At 63.5% G+C, this 19,294-nt stretch carries 16 protein-coding genes; 13 read left to right on the top strand and 3 right to left on the bottom strand.

Annotated features, from left to right (window positions below):
* Nucleotides 1-240 precede the first annotated feature (240 nt).
* From AWB82_RS22805 to ltaE, 10 genes are all read left to right on the top strand, one after another.
* Nucleotides 241-987 (top strand): GntR family transcriptional regulator, encoded by a 747-nt coding sequence (locus AWB82_RS22805; RefSeq protein ID WP_200818185.1) that lies wholly within the window; start codon nt 241-243, stop codon nt 985-987.
* A 360-nt stretch (nt 988-1,347) separates the two neighbouring features.
* Nucleotides 1,348-2,841 (top strand): NCS1 family nucleobase:cation symporter-1, encoded by a 1,494-nt coding sequence (locus AWB82_RS22800; RefSeq protein WP_086971261.1) that lies wholly within the window; start codon nt 1,348-1,350, stop codon nt 2,839-2,841.
* A gap of 64 nt (nt 2,842-2,905) precedes the next feature.
* On the top strand, nt 2,906-3,640 hold the full coding sequence (locus AWB82_RS22795; RefSeq protein ID WP_086971259.1) for an aspartate/glutamate racemase family protein: 735 nt from the start codon (nt 2,906-2,908) through the stop codon (nt 3,638-3,640).
* 133 nt (nt 3,641-3,773) lie between these two features.
* Complete coding sequence (gene puuE / locus AWB82_RS22790; RefSeq protein ID WP_086971257.1) at nt 3,774-4,724, top strand: allantoinase PuuE; 951 nt, start codon at nt 3,774-3,776, stop codon at nt 4,722-4,724.
* Nucleotides 4,721-5,245, top strand: a complete 525-nt coding sequence (uraD, locus tag AWB82_RS22785) for a 2-oxo-4-hydroxy-4-carboxy-5-ureidoimidazoline decarboxylase (RefSeq protein ID WP_086971255.1) — start codon at nt 4,721-4,723, stop codon at nt 5,243-5,245. Before puuE ends, uraD begins: the two co-directional genes overlap by 4 nt.
* A 43-nt stretch (nt 5,246-5,288) precedes the next feature.
* Nucleotides 5,289-6,299 (top strand): allantoicase, encoded by a 1,011-nt coding sequence (gene alc, locus AWB82_RS22780; protein WP_086971254.1) that lies wholly within the window; start codon nt 5,289-5,291, stop codon nt 6,297-6,299.
* The gene (locus AWB82_RS22775; RefSeq protein ID WP_086971252.1) at nt 6,299-6,802 is read left to right on the top strand and encodes an ureidoglycolate lyase; all 504 of its coding nucleotides are present in this window, start codon (nt 6,299-6,301) and stop codon (nt 6,800-6,802) included. The genes alc and AWB82_RS22775 overlap by 1 nt, the downstream gene beginning before the upstream one ends.
* A 222-nt stretch (nt 6,803-7,024) precedes the next feature.
* The gene (locus AWB82_RS22770; RefSeq protein WP_086971250.1) at nt 7,025-8,713 is read left to right on the top strand and encodes a GMC family oxidoreductase; all 1,689 of its coding nucleotides are present in this window, start codon (nt 7,025-7,027) and stop codon (nt 8,711-8,713) included.
* 39 nt (nt 8,714-8,752) lie between these two features.
* Nucleotides 8,753-10,687: an alkyl/aryl-sulfatase gene (locus AWB82_RS22765; RefSeq protein WP_086971248.1), complete on the top strand. Its 1,935-nt coding sequence runs from the start codon at nt 8,753-8,755 to the stop codon at nt 10,685-10,687.
* Nucleotides 10,688-10,833: 146 nt separating this feature from the next.
* The gene (ltaE, locus tag AWB82_RS22760; protein ID WP_086971246.1) at nt 10,834-11,838 is read left to right on the top strand and encodes a low-specificity L-threonine aldolase; all 1,005 of its coding nucleotides are present in this window, start codon (nt 10,834-10,836) and stop codon (nt 11,836-11,838) included.
* A gap of 63 nt (nt 11,839-11,901) precedes the next feature.
* Here ltaE and AWB82_RS22755 read toward each other — a convergent pair whose 3' ends face one another.
* On the bottom strand, nt 11,902-13,095 hold the full coding sequence (locus AWB82_RS22755; RefSeq protein ID WP_086971244.1) for a urate hydroxylase PuuD: 1,194 nt from the start codon (nt 13,093-13,095) through the stop codon (nt 11,902-11,904).
* A gap of 51 nt (nt 13,096-13,146) precedes the next feature.
* The gene (gene uraH / locus AWB82_RS22750) at nt 13,147-13,500 is read right to left on the bottom strand and encodes a hydroxyisourate hydrolase (protein WP_086971243.1); all 354 of its coding nucleotides are present in this window, start codon (nt 13,498-13,500) and stop codon (nt 13,147-13,149) included.
* Nucleotides 13,501-13,992: 492 nt separating this feature from the next.
* Between uraH and AWB82_RS22745 the strand changes: the two genes are divergently transcribed.
* The gene (locus AWB82_RS22745) at nt 13,993-15,351 is read left to right on the top strand and encodes an 8-oxoguanine deaminase (protein ID WP_086971241.1); all 1,359 of its coding nucleotides are present in this window, start codon (nt 13,993-13,995) and stop codon (nt 15,349-15,351) included.
* A gap of 40 nt (nt 15,352-15,391) precedes the next feature.
* Here the strand turns inward: AWB82_RS22745 and AWB82_RS22740 are convergent, their stop codons facing one another.
* Nucleotides 15,392-16,324, bottom strand: coding sequence for a LysR substrate-binding domain-containing protein (locus AWB82_RS22740; protein ID WP_061124662.1), 933 nt, complete (start codon nt 16,322-16,324; stop codon nt 15,392-15,394).
* Between the two features lie 273 nt (nt 16,325-16,597).
* Between AWB82_RS22740 and AWB82_RS22735 the strand changes: the two genes are divergently transcribed.
* Both AWB82_RS22735 and AWB82_RS22730 read left to right on the top strand, forming a co-directional pair.
* A complete protein-coding gene (locus AWB82_RS22735) occupies nt 16,598-18,172 on the top strand; it encodes an ABC transporter ATP-binding protein (protein WP_086971330.1) in 1,575 nt (524 codons plus the stop codon).
* Nucleotides 18,173-18,179: 7 nt separating this feature from the next.
* Entirely contained in the window at nt 18,180-19,286 is a 1,107-nt protein-coding gene (locus AWB82_RS22730) for an ABC transporter permease (RefSeq protein ID WP_086971239.1), read from the top strand.
* Nucleotides 19,287-19,294: the final 8 nt, after the last annotated feature.

The following is a 19,294-nucleotide window of genomic DNA, read 5'->3' as shown; positions in this document are numbered from 1 at the left end:
ACGGTCTTTTTATGCACCATCAGTGAGTCTGTTCTGCACCCACATCGGCTTATGAATTGTTGACAAAAAAGTGGCGGCAATGCTGACAAAAACTTGCTAAATCCGTCCTGAGCCTTATCGTTATTGGGATTAACGAAGTCGCGACACGCGCAAACCATCCGGCGAACGCCGATTTTTAAAATGAATTGTTGACAATCTTTATGTCGATTCTAAGATGCTTAACATGCAAGCGAGCACATCATGTCCGACACCAAGCGTAGTGCTGCATCGAATGCTTCAGAGTCCGCTCCGAACGGGGCGAATGCCGAGTCGATCGCCGAGAACATCCGCGCCGCGATCCTTGAGCATCGGCTGGCGCCGGGCGCGAAGCTGACCGAAGCGCAGTTGTGCGAGGTTTTCGCGGTGAAGCGCGGCACGGTCCGCCAGGCGCTCGCGCAGTTGTCGAACGAAAGGCTCGTCGATCTGGAACCGAATCGCGGGGCATTCGTCGCGAGTCCGTCGTTGCAGGAAGTGCATGAAGTGTTCGAGATGCGCCGGATCATCGAATTGGCGGTGGTCGAGCGGATTGCGCAAGGGCACGGCGTGCGTCGGCTGAAGTCGATCAGCGCGACCATCGGAAAAGAGCGCCGCGCCTTCGAAAGCCACGATTTCTCGTCGTGGATCCGGCTCTCCGGTGAGTTTCACACCGAACTCGCGGCGCTCACCGGCAACACGGTGTTGTGCGAATGCCTGTCGGGACTCGTCGCGCGTTCGACGCTCATCTCGGCGCTGTACGAATCGCTCGGCAAGAGTTCGTGCTCGTTCGAAGATCACGAAGAAATTCTCGCCGCGCTCGATACCGGCGACGCAGCGAAAGCCGCGGTACTGATGGCGCAACATCTGCGTGACGTCGAATTGAAGATGCTGGAGCGGCCGGCGCGCGGCGCGGTGGATCTGAAAGAAGTGTTCACGAAGCCCGCCGAGCGCGAAAGAGCGCTCGATAGTTAAAGCAGGAAGACGGCAGATCGAAGCATCTGCCATCGGCTGAATCAAGCAGCACTAACTAATTGGAGACCGTGCCCCGCGCAATGCGCCGGGCGCATGGAGAGTCGCACGCGCAAAAAATCCGCAGCGTGCGTCGCACTGAACAGGACGCTCATGTGAGCGTGAAATGAAAGCCGCCGCAGGGCGGGCGTGTCGAGCGCATGCCTCGCGCTCTTGGCCTCACGCCTGAAGGCGAAGACGCAAATCCGAAGAATGCCGCGCTGATTCGAAACATTCGAGACTTCAGCGAAGGCATCCGATCGAAGCTTGAAACCCGAGCATTTGCAGTTTTTCATTACGCAAGCAGCCAATGAAGGAGACGTCATGGCCCAGTTCAGTGCATCCGGCAGCTCATCTCTGCCGCAATATGAAGAGCAGACAGCGGGACACGATCCCGATCTGCCCGCCGGTTACAGCGACCGCCTTTACAACGAGGATCTCGCCCCACTCAAGAATCAGACCTGGGGCGCGTACAACATCTTCGCGTTCTGGATGTCGGACGTGCATAGCGTCGGCGGTTATGTGTTCGCGGGAAGTCTTTTCGCGCTTGGCCTGACGAGCTGGCAGGTGCTGGTGTCGCTCCTGATCGGCATCGGGCTCGTGAACGCGCTGTGCAACATGATCGCCAAGCCGAGCCAGGTGGCCGGCGTGCCGTACCCGGTCGCGTGCCGCGCTACGTTCGGTGTACTCGGCGCGAACATTCCCGCCGTGATCCGCGGGCTCATCGCGGTGGCGTGGTACGGCATCCAGACGTATCTGGCGTCGAGCGCGCTCGTCATCGTCGTGCTGAAGTTCGTGCCTTCGCTGATGCCTTATGCCGATGTCCACAAGTACGGCTTCGTCGGACTTTCGGCGATCGGCTGGGCGGGCTTCATGCTGCTCTGGGTGCTGCAGGCCGTCGTGTTCTGGCGCGGCATGGAGATGATCAAGAAGTTCATCGACTTCGCCGGTCCCGCCGTCTACGTCGTGATGTTCATTCTCGCCGGCTACATGGTGTGGCGCGCGGGCATCAAGAACATCGGCCTGAATCTCGGCGGCGTGAAGTATCACGGCATGGAAGTGATTCCCGTGATGATCACCGCGACTTCGCTCGTCGTGTCCTACTTCTCCGGCCCGATGCTCAACTTTGGCGACTTCTCGCGCTACGGCAAGAGCTTTCGCAGCGTGAAGCGTGGCAACTTCTGGGGTCTGCCGGTCAACTTCCTGGCGTTCTCGCTGGTGACGGTCATCACGACTGCTGCGACCTTGCCGGTGTTCGGCCAACTGATTACGGATCCCGTCGAAACGGTCGGCCGCATCGATCATCCGTCGGCCGTGATTCTCGGCGCGCTGACCTTCACGATCGCGACCATCGGCATCAACATCGTGGCGAACTTCGTGTCGCCGGCCTTCGACTTCTCGAACGTCGCGCCGAAGCTCATCAGCTGGCGCATGGGCGGCATGATGGCCGCGGTCGCTTCGATCTTCATCACGCCGTGGAACCTGTTCAACAATCCGGGCGTGATTCACTACACGCTGGACATTCTCGGCAGCTTCATCGGACCGTTGTATGGCGTGCTGATCCTCGACTTCTATCTCGTGAAGCGCGGCAAGCTCGTGGTCGACGATCTCTACACGGTGTCCGAAGAAGGCAAATACTGGTACACGAAGGGCGTGAACCGCCGCGCGGTGATGGCGCTCCTGCCGGCCGCCGTGATCGCGATTCTCTGCGTGATGCTGCCGTCGCTCGAAGGCGCTGCGAACTTCTCGTGGTTCATCGGTGCGGGCCTGGGCGCGGTGTTCTACTACTTCCTCGCGGATCGCAACCGCCCGGTCTGAGCAAAGAGCCTATAAAGAACGATAGAACCTGAGAGAACTTTCCAAAGAAGTGTGGAGAACAGCAATGCGCATCAAACTGATCAACCCGAACACGACGCAGCGCATGACCGACTCGATGGGCCGCTGCGCCCGCGAGGTCGCCGCGCCCGGCACGGAAATCGTCGCGGTCAGCCCGACGATGGGCCCCGCGTCCATCGAAGGCTACTACGACGAGACGATCGCGTCGCTCGGGCTGCTGGCGGAAGTGGAAGCGGGCGAAAAGCAGGGTTTCGACGGCTACGTGATCGCTTGTTTCGGCGATCCGGCCCTTTACGCCGCACGCGAACTGGCGCGCGGCCCGGTGATCGGCATTGCGGAGGCAGCGATGCACGCGGCGAGCGTCATCGCGCCGGGTTTCTCGGTCGTCACCACCTTGCAGCGCACGGTCGGCATGGCGTGGCATCTGGCCGAGCGCTACGGGATGACGCGCTTTTGCAAGAATGTCCGCGCGACCGACGTCCCCGTGCTCGAACTGGATGTGCCGGGGTCGCCCGCGCGTCAGACGATCATCGACGAATGCCGGCGCGCGCTCGACGAAGACGGCTCGGACGCGATCGTGCTCGGCTGCGCGGGCATGGCGGAGTTCTGCCGCGAGGTGGAGGACGCGATCGGCGCGCCGGTGGTGGAGGGCGTGACAGCCGCGGTGAAGTGGGCGGAGGCGTTGATCGCGCTCAAGCTGCACACGGCGAAACGCGGCGACTATGCGCGTCCGCTGGCGAAACGGTACGACGGCGTGCTGTCGGATTTCAGCCCGCGCTGACGGCCCTTTCGCCGGACACATACCGATGACGTGACCCGGATTATGCGCCCTGATGTATGGGCGCGTCCGGGTCTTTTAGCTACACTGAATCGTCGACAATCCCGATTCTCAACGCTTGAGCCCAACGCCCGCCATGTCACTCGATCCGAACTACCCACGCGACCTGATCGGCTACGGCCGCCACCCGGTGCAGGCGAACTGGCCGGGGCGCGCGCGCGTCGCCGTGCAATTCGTGCTCAATTACGAAGAAGGCGGCGAGAATTGCGTGCTGCACGGCGATCCGGGCTCGGAGCAGTTCCTGTCGGAGATCGTGGGCGCGGCGTCGTATCCCTCGCGTCACATGAGCATGGAGTCGATCTACGAATACGGCTCGCGCGCGGGCGTGTGGCGCATCTTGCGCGAGTTCGAGAAGCGCGGCATGCCGCTGACGATCTTCGGCGTCGGTATGGCGGTCGAGCGGTATCCGGAAGTGGCGAAGGCGTTCGTCGAACTGGGGCATGAGATCGCCTGCCACGGCTATCGCTGGATTCACTATCAGGACATGTCGCCGGAGCGCGAAGCCGAACATATGCAGCTCGGCATGCAAGCCATCGAGCGCGTGACGGGCGTGCGGCCGCTCGGTTGGTACACCGGGCGCGATAGTCCGAATACGCATCGGCTGGTCGCGGAATACGGCGGTTTTCTGTACGACTCGGACAATTACGGCGACGACCTGCCGTTCTGGACGCAAGTCGAAGTGACGGGCGGCGAAAAGAAACCGCATTTGATCGTGCCTTACACGCTCGACACCAACGACATGCGCTTTGCGACGCCGCAAGGCTTCAATACCGGCGATCACTTCTTCACGTATCTGAAAGACGCGTTCGACGTGCTCTACGAAGAAGGCGACGAAGCGCCGAAGATGCTTTCCATCGGCATGCATTGCCGCTTGCTCGGCCGCCCGGGACGTTTCCGCGGCCTGCAGAAATTCCTCGATCACATCGAGAAACACGATCGCGTGTGGGTCACGCGGCGTGTCGACATCGCGCGTCACTGGCGCGAGCAACATCCTTTCGAAAAAGCTAACAACGGGACGGCGGCATGAAGGCGATGCACTACACACTCGACCAACTCAACAGCATGCCCGCCGACACGTTCGTGACGGTGCTCGCGGGCATTTTCGAGCACTCGCCATGGGTGCCGGAAGCGGCCGCGAACGAACGGCCCTTCAAGGACATCAATGCGCTGCACGCGGCGATGTCGCGCATCGTCGAAACGGCCGGCGACGAAAAGCAACTCGCGCTCATCAACGCGCACCCGGAGCTCGCGGGCAAGGCGGCGGTGCGCGGCGAACTGACCGCCGAGTCGACACGCGAGCAAAGCGGCGCGGGCCTCGCTCTCTGCACGCAGGAAGAATTCGACAGGCTGCAGTCGCTGAACGCGCGGTATCGCGAGAAATTCGGCTTTCCGTTCATTCTCGCGGTGCGCGGCTATGACCGTCACGGCATTATCGCGAACTTCGAAAAGCGCGTGAATCACGACCGCGACGAAGAACTGCGCACGAGTCTCGATCAGATTTACCGGATCGCGGGCTTCAGATTGAACGACCTCATTCACGCCGCGTAATCCGCATCACCCGTAACCGAACAAAAAAGTAAGGACAGAGACAATGGCAATTCCGACACTCGATCCCAACGCGCCCGAATTCACGCGCCGCTATGTGAACCTGGCGGACCCGCGTCTGGGCGCGCAGGCAATCGAGGCGAGCGACGATTTCTTCGCGCCCAAAGACCGCATGCTGAATCCCGAGCCGGCGGTGTTCATTCCCGGCAAGTACGACGATCACGGCAAGTGGATGGACGGCTGGGAAACGCGCCGCAAACGCACGACGGGTTATGACTGGTGCATCGTCAAGCTCGCGCGTCCGGGCGTGATCAAGGGCATCGATGTCGACACGAGCCATTTCACCGGCAACTTCCCGCCGGCGGCGTCTATCGAAGGCGCGCATGTCGTCGACGGTGCGCCGAATCAGTCGACGCAATGGACCGAGATCGTCCCGTCGACGACGCTTCAGGGCAACAACCATCACTATCTCGAAGTCGGGTCCGAACAGCCGTTCACGCACTTGCGCGTGAACATCTACCCGGATGGCGGCATCGCGCGTCTGCGTGTCTACGGCCAGCCGCAACTCGACTGGAGCACCGCGGACCGCAACCAGCTCGTCGATCTCGGCGCGATGGAAAACGGCGCATACCTGGTCGGCACGAACAACCAGCACTTCGGTCTCGCGTCGACATTGCTGATGCCGGGCCGCGGCGTGAACATGGGCGATGGCTGGGAAACGCGTCGCCGTCGCGAGCCGGGCAACGACTGGTGTATCGTCGCGCTGGCGCAGCCGGGCATCATCAAGAAGGTCGAAGTGGATACCGCGCACTTCAAGGGCAACTACCCGGATCGCTGCTCGTTGCAGGCGGCTTACGTGAAAGGCGGCACGGACAGCTCGCTCGTCACGCAGGCGATGTTCTGGCCGGCGCTGCTCGGCGAGCAGAAGCTGCAGATGGACAAGCAGCATTTCTTCGAGTCCGAACTGGCCGCGCTCGGCCCGGTGACGCACGTGCGCTTCAATATCTTCCCTGACGGCGGTGTGTCGCGTCTTCGTCTTTTCGGAACTCTCGCATAATGAAAAAGCTCGCTATCGAACCGTTGACGCGCGCAGCGTTCAAGCCTTATGGCGATGTCATCGAACTCGATGGCGCGAAGCAGATCCCGATCAACCTCGGCACCACGATCCGCTTTCACGATCTGTGCAACGTCGACGTGACGGAGCAGGGCGGCCACGCGATCGTCAATCTCTTTCGCGGGCAGCCGCGCACGCTGCCGTTCGAATGCAAGATGATGGAGCGTCATCCGCTCGGCAGCCAGGCGTTCATTCCGCTCGATGACCGGCCGTATCTCGTCGTCGTCGCGCCCGCAGGCGATCTCGACGAGTCGAAGATCCGCGCCTTCGTCACGAGCGGCTGGCAGGGCGTGAATTATGCGAAAGGCGTGTGGCATCATCCGCTGCTCGCGCTGGGGAAGGTGAGCGATTACATCGTCGTCGATCGCGGCGGCGGCGAAGGGCACAACCTCAACGAGCTGGATCTGAAGGAGTCGCTCTGGCTGACCGACGAAGCGATGCGATAAGCGCATCGACCGACACGCCCGCGCAGTAAGCAAAGACCGGAACGCTCTTCCGGTCTTTTTTTTGTCCGGACGCCGCCGCACCACCCGATATCGCCGCCTTCCCACCCGAAATCTCCGTTGAACGGCACGGCGCCGCCCCTTACCCTTGTCGGACAGCTTGCAACGGGCTGGCGTCCGAGTCGGGGCCGGTGCATGCCGCACTAATAAATCCACGGAGACACCATGAGCGATTCGGGCATCAGGCGCGCGGGCGCAGGCGAGAACGATCAGTACGACTACATAGTGATCGGGGCGGGATCGTCCGGATGCGCGGTCGCGGGCCGTCTCGCGGACCAGCCCGGCGTCACGGTCGCGTTACTGGAAACGGGGCCGGACGATCATCACTACACGGTGTGGGCGCCCGTCGGCGTGGCGAAGCTCGCCGTGAAGGAAAACCCGCGCAACTACGGTTATCACACAGCGCCGCAGCCCGCGCTGAACAACCGCGTGTCGTTTCAGCCGCGCGGCCGGGGACTCGGCGGCAGCTCGTCGATCAACGGCATGGTGTACATCCGCGGGCATCGCAACGACTACGATCGCTGGGCGCAACTCGGCTGCCGTGGCTGGAGCTTCGAGGAAGTGCTTCCGTATTTCCGCAAGGCCGAAGCGAACGGCCGGCTTCCGAACGGTCGCGACGACGCCTTTCACGGCGCGCATGGCCCGCTTCACGTATGCGATCAGCGCACGCTCAATCCGTTCAGCCGGCGCTTCGTCGACGCTGCGTTGCAGGCGGGCATGCGGCTCAATTCTGATTTCAACGGGCAGCATCAGGAAGGGGTCGGTCTGTATCAGGTCACGCAGTACAACGGCGAGCGCTGGAACACCGCGCGAGCGTATCTGCATCGCGGCGACGCGACCGATGCGTCGTTCAGCGGCGGCCGCGATGCGCTCGCGGTGCTGACCGGCACGATCGCGCTTCGCATCGAATTCGACGGCAAGCGGGCGACCGGCGTGCGCGTTTTGCGCGATGGCGTCACGCGCAGCCTGCATGCGCGCCGCGAGGTCGTCGTGTGCGCGGGCGCGTTCAATTCGCCGCAATTGCTTCTGGCGTCGGGAATCGGACCGGGCGAGCATCTGCGCGAGATGGGCATCGACGTCGTGCACGATCTGCCGGGCGTCGGCGAGAACCTGCAGGACCACATCGACATCACGATTAAGAAGGCGGTGCCGACGGCCGATCTCTACGGCTACTCGTGGCGCAACATCGTGCGCATGATTCCGGAACTGATGCGCTATCGACGTGACCGCACGGGCATGTTCGCGTCGAACATCATCGAGGCGGGCGGTTTTACGCGCAGCCAGGCAGGGCTCACGGAGCCGGATCTGCAGTTCGCGTTCATCCTCGCGCTCGTGGGCAGCCGTGGCAAAAATGCGGGCAAGAAAGCGCCGCCGGGATATAGCTGTCACGCGACGAACCTGCGCCCGAAAAGCCGTGGCGTCGTGCGCCTGAGGTCGCGCGACATGCGCGAGGCGCCGCTGATCGACCCGCGCTACCTGAGCGTAGAATCGGACATGGATAACCTCGTGACCGGCGTGCGGCTCATCCGCAGGATTTTCGCGCAGCCCGCGCTCGCGCAAGCGGGCGGCCGGGAACTCATGACCGACGATTTCGGCCCCGGCGAAGGCGACGAGCACGCCATTCGCGCGTACATCCGCGAGCATGCGGATACGCTCTTTCATCCGGTCGGCACGTGCAAGATGGGCGTCGATGAACTCGCGGTCGTCGATCCCGAACTGCGCGTGCGAGGCGTCGAAGGCCTGCGCGTGGCCGATGCCTCGGTCATGCCCACGCTCATCGGCGGCAATACGAACGCGCCCACCATCATGATCGCGGAGAAAGCCGCCGATCTCATTCGCGCCGCCGTCCACTGAGACGCGCGTCCAGTACATCAATTCAGCGGGGAACATCGCATGGAAAACGGAGACACGCAGGCGCTTCCGAAACCTTATCCGCCGTCGCTGCCCGCGACCGCGGCGACGCGCGCGGCGCAGGAGCGCGCGCTGCACGACCTGCCGCCGGACGATCCGGAAGAGGAAGCGGACGCGCGGCGCGGGTTCATCGGCACGGTGCCCGACGCGGAAGTGCACGGCGCGTATGGCCAGCTCGTCTGGAGCCTCGCGGATTACGCGTTCTTGAACGAGCCCGAAGCGCCCGCGACCGCGCATCCGTCGCTATGGCGACATGCGCGCATCAATGGCCTGCATGGTCTTTTCAAGGTGACGGGGCGCATCTATCAGGTGCGGGGTTTCGACGTCTCGAACGTCACGTTCATCGAGGGCGACAGCGGGCTCATCGTTATCGATCCGCTCACGTGCAAGGAGACCGCGGAGGCCGCGCTCGCGCTCTATTACACGCATCGGCCGAAGCGTCCGGTCGTGGCCGTCATCTATAGCCACAGCCACGCGGATCACTTCGGCGGCGTGCGCGGCGTCACCAGCGAGGCAGACGTGCAGGCGGGGCGCACGGCGATCATCGCGCCGGCCGGTTTCATGGAAGAGGTGGTTTCGGAAAACGTAATGGCCGGCCCGGCGATGGCGCGCCGCGCACAGTTTCAGTTCGGCCACACGCTCGCGCGCAACGCGTGCTGCCAGATCGATGCGGGCATGGGCAAGACCATGCCGCGCGGCACGATCACCTTGATTCCACCCACGCAGCTCATTCGCGAGCCGCTGGAAACGCATTGCATCGATGGCGTCGATATCGTGTTTCAGCTCACGCCCGACAGCGAAGCGCCCGCGGAAATGCACTTTTATTTCCCGCAGGAACGCGCGCTCAATCTGGCGGAGAACGGCACGCGCTCGCTGCACAATCTGTGTCCGTTGCGCGGCGCGAATGTGCGTAACGCGCAACGCTGGGCGCGCTATCTGGGCGAATCGCTGGAGCGTTTCGGACGCGGCGCCGATGTCGTCTTCGCGCAGCACAACTGGCCGACGTGGGGCCGGGAGCGCATCGCCGGCTATCTTGAGGCGCAGCGCGATCTCTACAAATTCCTGCACGATCAGACCGTGCGCATGATGAATCGCGGCATGAACGCGGCCGAGATCGCCGAGGTCATGCGCCTTCCCGACTCGCTTCATGCGCTCTGGCACGCGCGCGGCTATTACGGCACGGTGTCGCACAACGTGAAGGCGATCTATCAGCAGTATTTGAGCTGGTACGACGGCAATCCGTCGAACCTGCACGCGCTGCCGCCGGAGCTGGCGGCGCCGCGCTACGTCGAGTACATGGGCGGCGCGGATGCCATGCTCGAACGCGCGCGCCGCGATTTCGACAAGGGCGAATATCGCTGGGTCGCTCAGGTGATGAATCATCTGGTGTTCGCGCAGCCGCAATCGCGCGAAGCCCGCGAACTGGGCGCGGCGGCGCTTGAGCAGATGGGCTATCAGGCCGAATCCGCGACGTGGCGCAACGCGTTTCTGCTGGGCGCGCGCGAATTGCGGGAAGGGCACCGGGCGGCGACGCAGTTCGCGAGCCGCAGCCGCGACATGGTTTGCGCGATCACCGAGGACATGTTCTTCGACTATCTGGCGGTGCGCATCGACGGTCTGAAGGCGCAGAGCCTGAACGCGCGCTTCGACTGGCGCTTCACCGATGCCGGCAAGCGCTTCTCGGTGAATCTGCAGCACGGCGCGCTCACGTGGTCGGCGCTGCCGGGCGCGCTGCCGCCGCACGCGCAGATCGACATGACGCGTGAGACGCTGAATCAGATCCTCTGCGGCGAAACCGGTTTTGCGAGCGCACTGCGCGAAGGCCACATCCGCGTAACCGGCGATGCCGACGCGTTCAAGTCGCTGCTCGGCGCGCTCGAACAGGTCGACAACGAGTTCAACGTCGTGGAACCGTAACGCCGTTGTGCGTTCTCGCGTAGCGAAGGGCCGGCGCGGTATCGCCGGCCTTTCGCTTTTTCGGGCGCGGTCGCGCACGCTCGGCGCGGTCGTCATCGACCGGCTAAGATAGTCGGCCCAGACGAGCCCGAAACAAGGAACCACGCATGATCGATCTCCGCAGCGACACTGTCACCCGTCCCAGTCAGCCGATGCTCGCCGCCATGACCGCGGCCCAGGTCGGCGACGATGTCTGGGGCGACGATCCCACCGTCATCGAGCTTCAGGCCAGGCTCGCGGAGCGCACGGGCAAGGAAGCGGGCCTGTTTTTCCCGAGCGGCACACAAAGCAATCTCGCGGCGCTGATGGCGCATTGCGCGCGCGGCGATGAATACATCGTCGGCCAGCAGGCGCACACGTACAAGTACGAAGGCGGCGGCGCGGCGGTGCTCGGCAGCATCCAGCCGCAGCCGATCGACAACGCGCCGGACGGCTCCTTGCCGCTCGACAGGATCGCGGCGGCTATCAAGCCGATCGACAATCACTTCGCGCGCACGCGTTTGCTAGCGCTCGAAAACACCATCGGCGGGAAGGTGCTGCCGGCGTCCTATGTCGCCGAGGCGACGCGGCTCGCGCGCGATCGCGGTCTGTCGACGCATCTCGACGGCGCGCGCGTGTTCAACGCGGCGGTGGCATCCGACAAGCCGGTCGCCGATCTGTGCGCGCCGTTCGACTCGGTTTCCATCTGCTTCTCGAAAGGTCTGGGTGCGCCGGTGGGTTCGGTGCTCGTCGGATCGAAAGCACTGATCGATGTCGCGAGCCGCTGGCGCAAGGTGCTCGGCGGCGGCATGCGTCAGTCGGGTGTGCTGGCCGCGGCGTGTTTATACGCGCTGGATCATCACGTCGATGGCCTCGCGCAGGACCACGACAACGCTGCGCATCTTGCCGCCGGCCTCGCTCAGATCGATGCGATCAAGGTTCGATCGCACGCGACGAACATGGTTTTCGCGGAGATAGCCGAGGCGCACTGCGCGCCGCTCGAAGCCTTCCTGAAAGCGCGCGGCATTCTCATGCAGATGCTCTATGCGTCGCGCTTCGTCACGCATCGCGATGTGTCCCGCGCGGATATCGACACGGTTGTTCGCGCGGTGAAGGAATACTTCGCGCGTTGAATGAAAAACGCCCGCTTCGACACGAAGCGGGCATTGCATGATGCGTGACTCGCAGCGGCGAAATTATTCCACCGCGCCGCCGGCAAACCACGCCGCCACCTTCTGACGCTCCGCATCCGTCATCTGCGTGACGTTGCCGAGCGGCATTGCCTTCAGCGTCACCGCTTGCTGATTCACGCGCTGCGCGTTCTGCTTGATCTCCGCGGGCGTATCGAGCAACACGCCGGCGGGCGCGCTGCCCATCATCGTCGGATGCGCGGAGTGGCACGTCGCGCAGCGCTGCTGGATGATCGGCTGAATGTCGGCGACCTTGATCGTCGGCGCGCCCGCGGCTTGCGCGACCGGCACGGTCGGCGCGGGCATGGTCCAGGCGAACGCGCCGAGCACCAGCACGAGACCGGCGACCGGCATGTACCACAACACCTGGCCGCGATGGCGCATCACGAAGAACTGGCGAATGAGCGCGCCCGCCAGCATGATCAGCACGAGGATCAGCCAGTTGAACTTGTGCGTGTAGGTCATCGCGTAGTGGTTCGACAGCATCGCGAACACGACCGGCAGCGTGAAGTACGTGTTGTGCACGGAGCGCTGCTTGCCGCGCTTGCCGTAGATCGCGTTCGGCGTCTCGCCCTTGAGCATCGCCGCGACCATTTTGCGCTGGCCCGGAATGATGACGAAGAACACGTTCGCCGACATGATCGTCGCGATCATCGCGCCGGTGATCAGATAAGCGGCGCGGCCCGCGAACACGTGACACGCGATGAACGCCGCGACCAGCACGTAGATGCCCACGCAGATGCCGAGCAGCTTGTCGTTGGTGCCGAGCACGCGGCACAGCGTGTCGTACACGATCCAGCCGGCCATCAGGAATCCGAGCGCGGCCGATACGGCGACCACCGGGCCCATGTCGAGCACGCTTTTGTCGATGAGATACGTGCTCGGCGACAGCAGATACAGCACGAAGAAGAGGCCGAAACCCGACATCCAGGTGGTGTACGACGGCCAGAACGACCAGTGCAGATTCTCCGGCATGTCCTGCGGCGCGACGGAATACTTCTGCATGTGATAAAAACCGCCGCCGTGAACGTGCCAGAAATCGCCGAACACGCCGCGACGGCGCGCGTTCGGGTCCGTGGGCGGTTTCAGACTGTTGTCGAGCGCGACGAAATAGAACGATTCGCCGATCCACGCGATCGCGACGATGACATGCAGACAGCGCAATACGAGATTGAGCCAGTCGGTGACAAAGCCTTCCATGTACTCCTCCACTACCGATTCGTTATGTGCTTGTGGGGTCCAAGCTGTGTTTTAGCTTCCGCGATAAGTGCTGTACGCCCACGGCGACACGAGCAGGGGCACGTGATAGTGCGACGACGCATCCGCGATACCGAAGCGCAGCACGACGCGATCGACGAAGCGCGGCTCGGGCACTTTCACGCCGAACGCGGCGAAGTAGTCGCCCGCGTGAAACACGAGCTCGTATTCGCCGGTTTCGAAGTCGGCGCCTTCGAGCAGCGGCGCATCGGCGCGGCCGTCGTCATTCGTGTGGATGGTCTTGATCGCGCGGCGGGTGTCGCCGTTGAGCGCGAACAGCTCGACTTTGAGGTTTGCGCCCGGGCGGCCGTGCGCGGTGTCGAGGACGTGGGTGGTGAGCTTGCCCATTCGCAGTTTCCTTGAGTTGTGCGAGATCCGGCTTTGCGCATCGATCCGAAATTCAGCACCTGATAATCGGTGCGTCAGCGGCGGATCGAGGCTCCACGTCAGTGGCTACATACCCGTCGGCGTTTCAGATGCGCGCCGTGTACAGCATTGTAGGAATTTGGGACGCGCCGTGCGCCCGCGATAGGAAAGATAATGCCCAACGCATGACAGCGGCGCGTAAGCGTTGACGGACGGTCCCGACCGCGTTTGCGCAGGCCGCTTGACGCCGTTTTACGCCTCTTTTCGCCGATGCTACCCGCGCCAATATTCGGGAATATATCGCCGCCGTGAAGACGACTATGGCCGCCGCTTGATTGCGTCCGATTTTTTGGCTGCGGACAGTAGCGGTGCGCGCGATATCCATGGATATTTACCGCGTCCCGAAGACGGCGGCAGACGCTGGGTAACCGGGGCTTTTCACTGGTTTCCCAACTGTCTCTGGAGATATAGCCGATGCCACGCAGTCTTTTGGTCAAGAACGCCCGGGTGCTCGTCACGATGGACGAGAAGCGCCGCGAAATCGCCGATGGCGGTCTGTATATAGAGGGTAATCGCATCGTCCAGGTCGGGCCGACGAGCGAACTCCCGCAATCCGCCGACGACGTGCTCGACATGCGCGGTCATCTCGTGATTCCGGGCCTCGTCAACACGCACCATCACATGTATCAGAGCCTCACGCGCGCGATTCCCGCCGCGCAGAACGCCGAGCTCTTCGGCTGGCTCACGAGCCTCTACAAGATCTGGGCGCATCTGACGCCCGAAATGATCAACGTCTCGACCAAGACCGCGATGGCGGAATTGCTGCTTTCCGGTTGCACGACGTCGAGCGACCATCTGTATATCTATCCGAACGGCAGCCGGCTCGACGACAGCATCGCGGCGGCGCGCGAGATCGGCATGCGTTTTCACGCGGCGCGCGGCAGCATGAGCGTCGGGCAGAAAGATGGCGGCCTGCCGCCCGATTCGGTCGTCGAAAAGGAAGACGCGATACTGAAGGACTCGCAGCGCCTCATCGAGACGTACCACGACGAAGGCCGCTACGCGATGCTGCGCGTGGTCGTCGCGCCGTGCTCGCCGTTTTCGGTGAGCCGCGAATTGATGCGCGACGCGGCGCTGCTCGCGCGCGAATACGGCGTGTCGATGCACACCCATCTGGCCGAGAACGTGAACGACGTCGCGTACAGCCGCGAGAAATTCGGCATGACCCCGGCCGAATATGCCGAAGATCTCGGCTGGGTCGGCCATGACGTATGGCATGCGCACTGCGTGCAACTGGACAAGCCGGGCATCGATCTGTTCGCGCGCACGGGAACCGGCGTCGCGCATTGCCCGTGCTCGAACATGCGGCTCGCGTCCGGCATCGCGCCGATCCGTGCGATGCGCGACGCGGGCGTGCCGGTTGGCATCGGCGTGGACGGATCGGCGTCGAACGATGGCGCGCAGATGGTCGCGGAAGTGCGGCAGGCGCTGCTGTTGCAACGCGTCGGCTTCGGCCCGGACGCGATGACCGCGCGCGAGGCGCTCGAAATCGCGACGCTCGGCGGCGCGAAAGTGCTCAATCGAGACGACATCGGGGCGCTCGCGCCAGGCATGGCGGCGGATTTCGTGTCCTTCGATCTGTCGCAGACGGCGTTCGCGGGCGCGCTCTCCGATCCGGTCGCGGCGCTCGTATTCTGCGCGCCATCGCAGGTATCGACGAGCGTCATCGACGGAAAGATCGTGGTGAAGGAAGGGCGCCTGACGACGCTGGATCTGGGCGCGGTCGTCGAACGGCACAACCGGCTGGCGGGCGAACTCGCGAACCGGGCGTAAGAAATGACGCGGGGCGCCCGCGAGCGCCCCGTTCAAAGCGTTACGGCTGGTCGATCAGCGAGCGTGTCGCTTCGGCGACGAGCCCACGCAGCCAGCGGACTTCGTCGGAATAGTGGCAGCGTTCGTGCCAGAGCTGGTAGTACTGCATCGGCGGGAAATCGAGCGGCGCGGGCACGACCGCGAGCGGCAGGAAGCGCGCGTAATGGTCCGCGAAAAGCCGCGTGGTCGTGAACACAAGATCGGACTTGATCAGCACGTAAGGCGCGAGATTGAAGTACGGCAGCGTGACGACGACATGGCGCTTCAGACGCTCGCGCGCGAGATGTACGTCGATCGCGCCGCGCTGGCCGACGGAATAGGGCGTCGGCGCGAGATGCGGCGCGTTCAGGTATTGGTCGAGCGTGAGTCCGCCGCGCTTCGCGAAAGGATGCGTGTTGCTGACGAGACACACGATCTTGTCGACGAACAGATTAGAGAGGTGCAACTGTTCGGGCGGCTCCGGCCAGTTGCCGACGACGATATCGAGCTTGCCGTCCTCCAGCGCGAGTTCATAGTCGAACGCCGGGCCGAGCGAGTGAAATTCGAGCGTGGCGTCGGGCGCGGCCTGCCGGAACCGTTCGACGACGGTCGGCACGAACAGCACGTTCAGATAGTCGGGGCAGCCGATCCGATAGCACCGCACCGAAGTCGACGGATCGAAGTTGTGCTGCTGAACCTTGATGCGCTCGATTTCGCGCAGCGCGTTCTGCGTGGGCTCCAGGAGGCGCAGGCCGTACTCGGTCGGCACCATGCCGGACTTGCCGCGCACGAGCAGCGGATCGCCGGTGATATCGCGCAGACGCCGCAAAGCTGCGCTGATGGCGGGTTGCGACTGATTGAGCTTGACGGCTGCACGCGTCACGCTGCGTTCCATCAGGAGGGTGTGCAAGACGCGCAATAGATACGTATCGATCGCCTCCCGTTGTTGACTCATGTTATCTCCACTATATGTACTGGCTGATCGATGCGAGGGTGTGACATATCATTTTTAATATGACGTCACAATTTCGTCAAGGTGTGAGTTACCCGCAATGCTTGGGTTTGCGGGGCGCAACACATAATTTTGAGTTATCGACTTAGCGTCTCGAATTCTGTAAATTCTGCCCGCGATACGAGCGCGCGCGACATGACGTTGAGTCTCGCGCGCTCGCGCGGTAACTTTTTCCAGCCCGGCCTGCTCGGTGGCCGGGCGCATCTCTGGATCTCAATGGGCGACGCCATCTCCACGTCGACAACGCCACCGCGCCTGGCGTTGTCGGGTATCAGCAAGCAGTATCCGTCCGTCAAGGCGAACGACGGCGTGAATCTCGTCGTCATGCCCGGCGAAATTCACGCTGTGCTCGGCGAGAACGGCGCGGGCAAGTCCACGCTGATGAAAATCATCTACGGTGCGGTGCGCCCGGACGAAGGCGAGATCCGCTGGCAGGGCGAAGCGGTCGAGATCGGCAGCCCGGCGGCCGCGCGCAAGCTCGGCATCGGCATGGTGTTTCAGCACTTTTCGCTATTCGAGACGCTGACGGTCGCCGAGAACATCGCGCTCGCGCTCGGCGAAAAGTTCGACCTGAAGGCGTTGGGCAAACGCATTCGCGAGGTGTCGAAGGACTACGGCCTCGATGTCGATCCGCAGCGCCACGTGCACAGCCTGACGGTCGGCGAACGGCAGCGCGTCGAGATCGTGCGATGCCTGTTGCAAAATCCGCGGCTGCTCATCATGGACGAGCCCACTTCGGTGCTCACGCCGCAAGCCGTCCAGAAGCTCTTCAAGGTGCTGCGCCGCCTCGCGTCCGAGGGCTGCAGCATTCTCTACATCAGCCACAAGCTCGACGAAATCCAGTCGCTTTGCGAGAACGCCACCGTGATGCGCGGCGGCCGCGTGACCGGCAACGTCGATCCGCGCAAGGAAACGCAGGCCTCGCTCGCGCAACTGATGGTCGGCCATTCGCTGCCGGACTACACGCGCCGCGAACACAATCCGGGCGACGTGCGGCTCGCGGTGAAGAACCTGTCGGCAGCGAGCCCGGACCCGTTCGGCACCTCGCTCGACAATGTGTCGTTCTCGGTGCACGCGGGCGAGATTTTCGGCATCGCGGGCGTGTCGGGGAATGGGCAGGCGGAGTTGCTCGCGGCGTTGTCGGGCGAAATCCGCGACAAGCACGTCGCGGCCGATGCCGTGTCGATTTGCGGCAAGGCCGCCGCGCGCCTGAGCGCGGGCGGCCGCCGCCGTCTGGGCTTCGCGTTCGTGCCGGAAGAGCGGCTCGGGCGCGGCGCGGTTCCGGCGATGTCGCTCGCCGATAACGGCCTGCTCACCGCGCATCGCGAAAACATGGTGCGCGGCGGCTGGGTCAAGTCGGGCACGGTCAAGGCATTTGCGGAGCGCTGCATCAAGTCGTTCGACGTGCGTTGCGGTGGCAGCGATGCGCTCGCGCAAAGCCTCTCGGGCGGCAACTTGCAGAAGTTCATCGTCGGACGCGAGATTCTTCAGGAGCCGAAAGTGCTCGTGGTCGCGCAACCCACGTGGGGCGTCGATGTCGGCGCGGCGGGCTTCATCCGCCAGCAATTGCTCGATCTGTCCGCGCGCGGCGTCGCGATTCTCGTTATTTCGGAAGAACTGGAAGAACTCTTCGACATTTGCGACCGGCTCGCCGTCATCGCGCGCGGCAAGCTCTCGCCGGTGCGCAAGACGAGCGAAACCAATGCGGAGGAAATCGGCCTCTTCATGGCTGGCCTTTTCGAAGGCAAGCCCGCGCCCGCCGCCGTCTCCGACTCTCTCCTGAAGCATTAAAAGAACGATGATCTTCCCCTATCGACTCGAAGCGCGCCCGACGCCCTCGCGCGCCATGCAGCTTGCGGTGCCGTTGGTCGCCGCCGTCGCGACGCTCGTCATCGGCTTTCTGATTTTCAGTCTCGTCGGCCAGGACCCGCTGCGCGCGATGCACGCGTTCTTCATCGAGCCGTTGTCGAGCATCAACGGCTGGTCGGAGCTCGTGCTCAAGGCATCGCCGTTGTGCCTGATCGCGCTCGGGCTCGCGATCGGCTATCGCGCGAACGCGTGGAACATCGGCGCGGAAGGGCAGATGTTGCTCGGCGGCATCGTCGCGGGCGGCATCGCGATTCATCTCGGCGACGCGTCCGGCTGGTGGACGCTGCCGCTGATGATGCTGGGCGGCGTCGTCGGCGGGATGGTGTGGGCGGGCATTCCCGCGCTGCTCAAGAGCCGTTTCAACACCAACGAAATCCTGACGAGCCTGATGCTCACCTACGTCGCGACACAATTGCTCATCTATCTCGTGAGCGGTCCGTGGCGCGACCCGGAAGGCATGAACTTCCCGATTTCGGCGATGTTCGGCGACGACGCGCTGTTCCCGCGTCTCTACGGCGACTGGCACTGGGCGTGGTTGAAGGGCACGCGCATTAACGCGTCGGTGTTTCTGACGGCGATCGCGATTCCCTGCGTGTGGCTCTTCATGAGGAAGAGCTTCGCGGGCTTCCGGATGAACGTCGGCGGTCTCGCGCCGCTCGCCGCGCGCTACGCCGGTTTCTCCGACAAAAAGACGATCTGGACCTCGCTGCTGCTCTCGGGCGGCCTTGCCGGGCTGGCGGGCATGGGCGAAGTGGCCGGTCCGATTGGACAGCTTCAGGCGGGCTGGTCGCCGGGCTACGGCTTCACGGCGATCATCGTCGTGTTCGTCGGGCGGCTGCATCCGCTGGGCATCGTGCTCGCGAGTTTGCTGATGGCGCTGCTCTATCTCGGCGGCGAAGCGGTGCAAACGTCGTTGCAATTGCCGCAAGCGCTCGCGGGCGTGTTCCAGGGCCTGCTGCTGTTTTGCCTGCTCGGCTGCGATCTGTTCGTGAATTTCCGCATCAAGCGCAGGACGCCCGCGCATCACGCTGCCTAACGAGACTC

The organism is Caballeronia glebae (assembly GCF_001545035.1).
GTDB classification, from domain to species: Bacteria; Pseudomonadota; Gammaproteobacteria; order Burkholderiales; family Burkholderiaceae; genus Caballeronia; species Caballeronia glebae.
Note: the sequence above shows the minus strand (reverse complement) of the source record. Positions and strands in the feature narration are given on the sequence as shown.

Excerpts from the sequence above, each read along its gene's own strand:
- AWB82_RS22805 (WP_200818185.1), top strand. The coding sequence starts at position 241 with ATGTCCGACACCAAGCGTAGTGCTGCATCGAATGCTTCAGAGTCCGCT.
- AWB82_RS22800 (WP_086971261.1), top strand. The coding sequence starts at position 1,348 with ATGGCCCAGTTCAGTGCATCCGGCAGCTCATCTCTGCCGCAATATGAA.
- AWB82_RS22795 (WP_086971259.1), top strand. The coding sequence starts at position 2,906 with ATGCGCATCAAACTGATCAACCCGAACACGACGCAGCGCATGACCGAC.
- puuE (WP_086971257.1), top strand. The coding sequence starts at position 3,774 with ATGTCACTCGATCCGAACTACCCACGCGACCTGATCGGCTACGGCCGC.
- uraD (WP_086971255.1), top strand. The coding sequence starts at position 4,721 with ATGAAGGCGATGCACTACACACTCGACCAACTCAACAGCATGCCCGCC.
- alc (WP_086971254.1), top strand. The coding sequence starts at position 5,289 with ATGGCAATTCCGACACTCGATCCCAACGCGCCCGAATTCACGCGCCGC.
- AWB82_RS22775 (WP_086971252.1), top strand. The coding sequence starts at position 6,299 with ATGAAAAAGCTCGCTATCGAACCGTTGACGCGCGCAGCGTTCAAGCCT.
- AWB82_RS22770 (WP_086971250.1), top strand. The coding sequence starts at position 7,025 with ATGAGCGATTCGGGCATCAGGCGCGCGGGCGCAGGCGAGAACGATCAG.
- AWB82_RS22765 (WP_086971248.1), top strand. The coding sequence starts at position 8,753 with ATGGAAAACGGAGACACGCAGGCGCTTCCGAAACCTTATCCGCCGTCG.
- ltaE (WP_086971246.1), top strand. The coding sequence starts at position 10,834 with ATGATCGATCTCCGCAGCGACACTGTCACCCGTCCCAGTCAGCCGATG.
- AWB82_RS22755 (WP_086971244.1), bottom strand. The coding sequence starts at position 13,095 with ATGGAAGGCTTTGTCACCGACTGGCTCAATCTCGTATTGCGCTGTCTG.
- uraH (WP_086971243.1), bottom strand. The coding sequence starts at position 13,500 with ATGGGCAAGCTCACCACCCACGTCCTCGACACCGCGCACGGCCGCCCG.
- AWB82_RS22745 (WP_086971241.1), top strand. The coding sequence starts at position 13,993 with ATGCCACGCAGTCTTTTGGTCAAGAACGCCCGGGTGCTCGTCACGATG.
- AWB82_RS22740 (WP_061124662.1), bottom strand. The coding sequence starts at position 16,324 with ATGAGTCAACAACGGGAGGCGATCGATACGTATCTATTGCGCGTCTTG.
- AWB82_RS22735 (WP_086971330.1), top strand. The coding sequence starts at position 16,598 with ATGGGCGACGCCATCTCCACGTCGACAACGCCACCGCGCCTGGCGTTG.
- AWB82_RS22730 (WP_086971239.1), top strand. The coding sequence starts at position 18,180 with ATGATCTTCCCCTATCGACTCGAAGCGCGCCCGACGCCCTCGCGCGCC.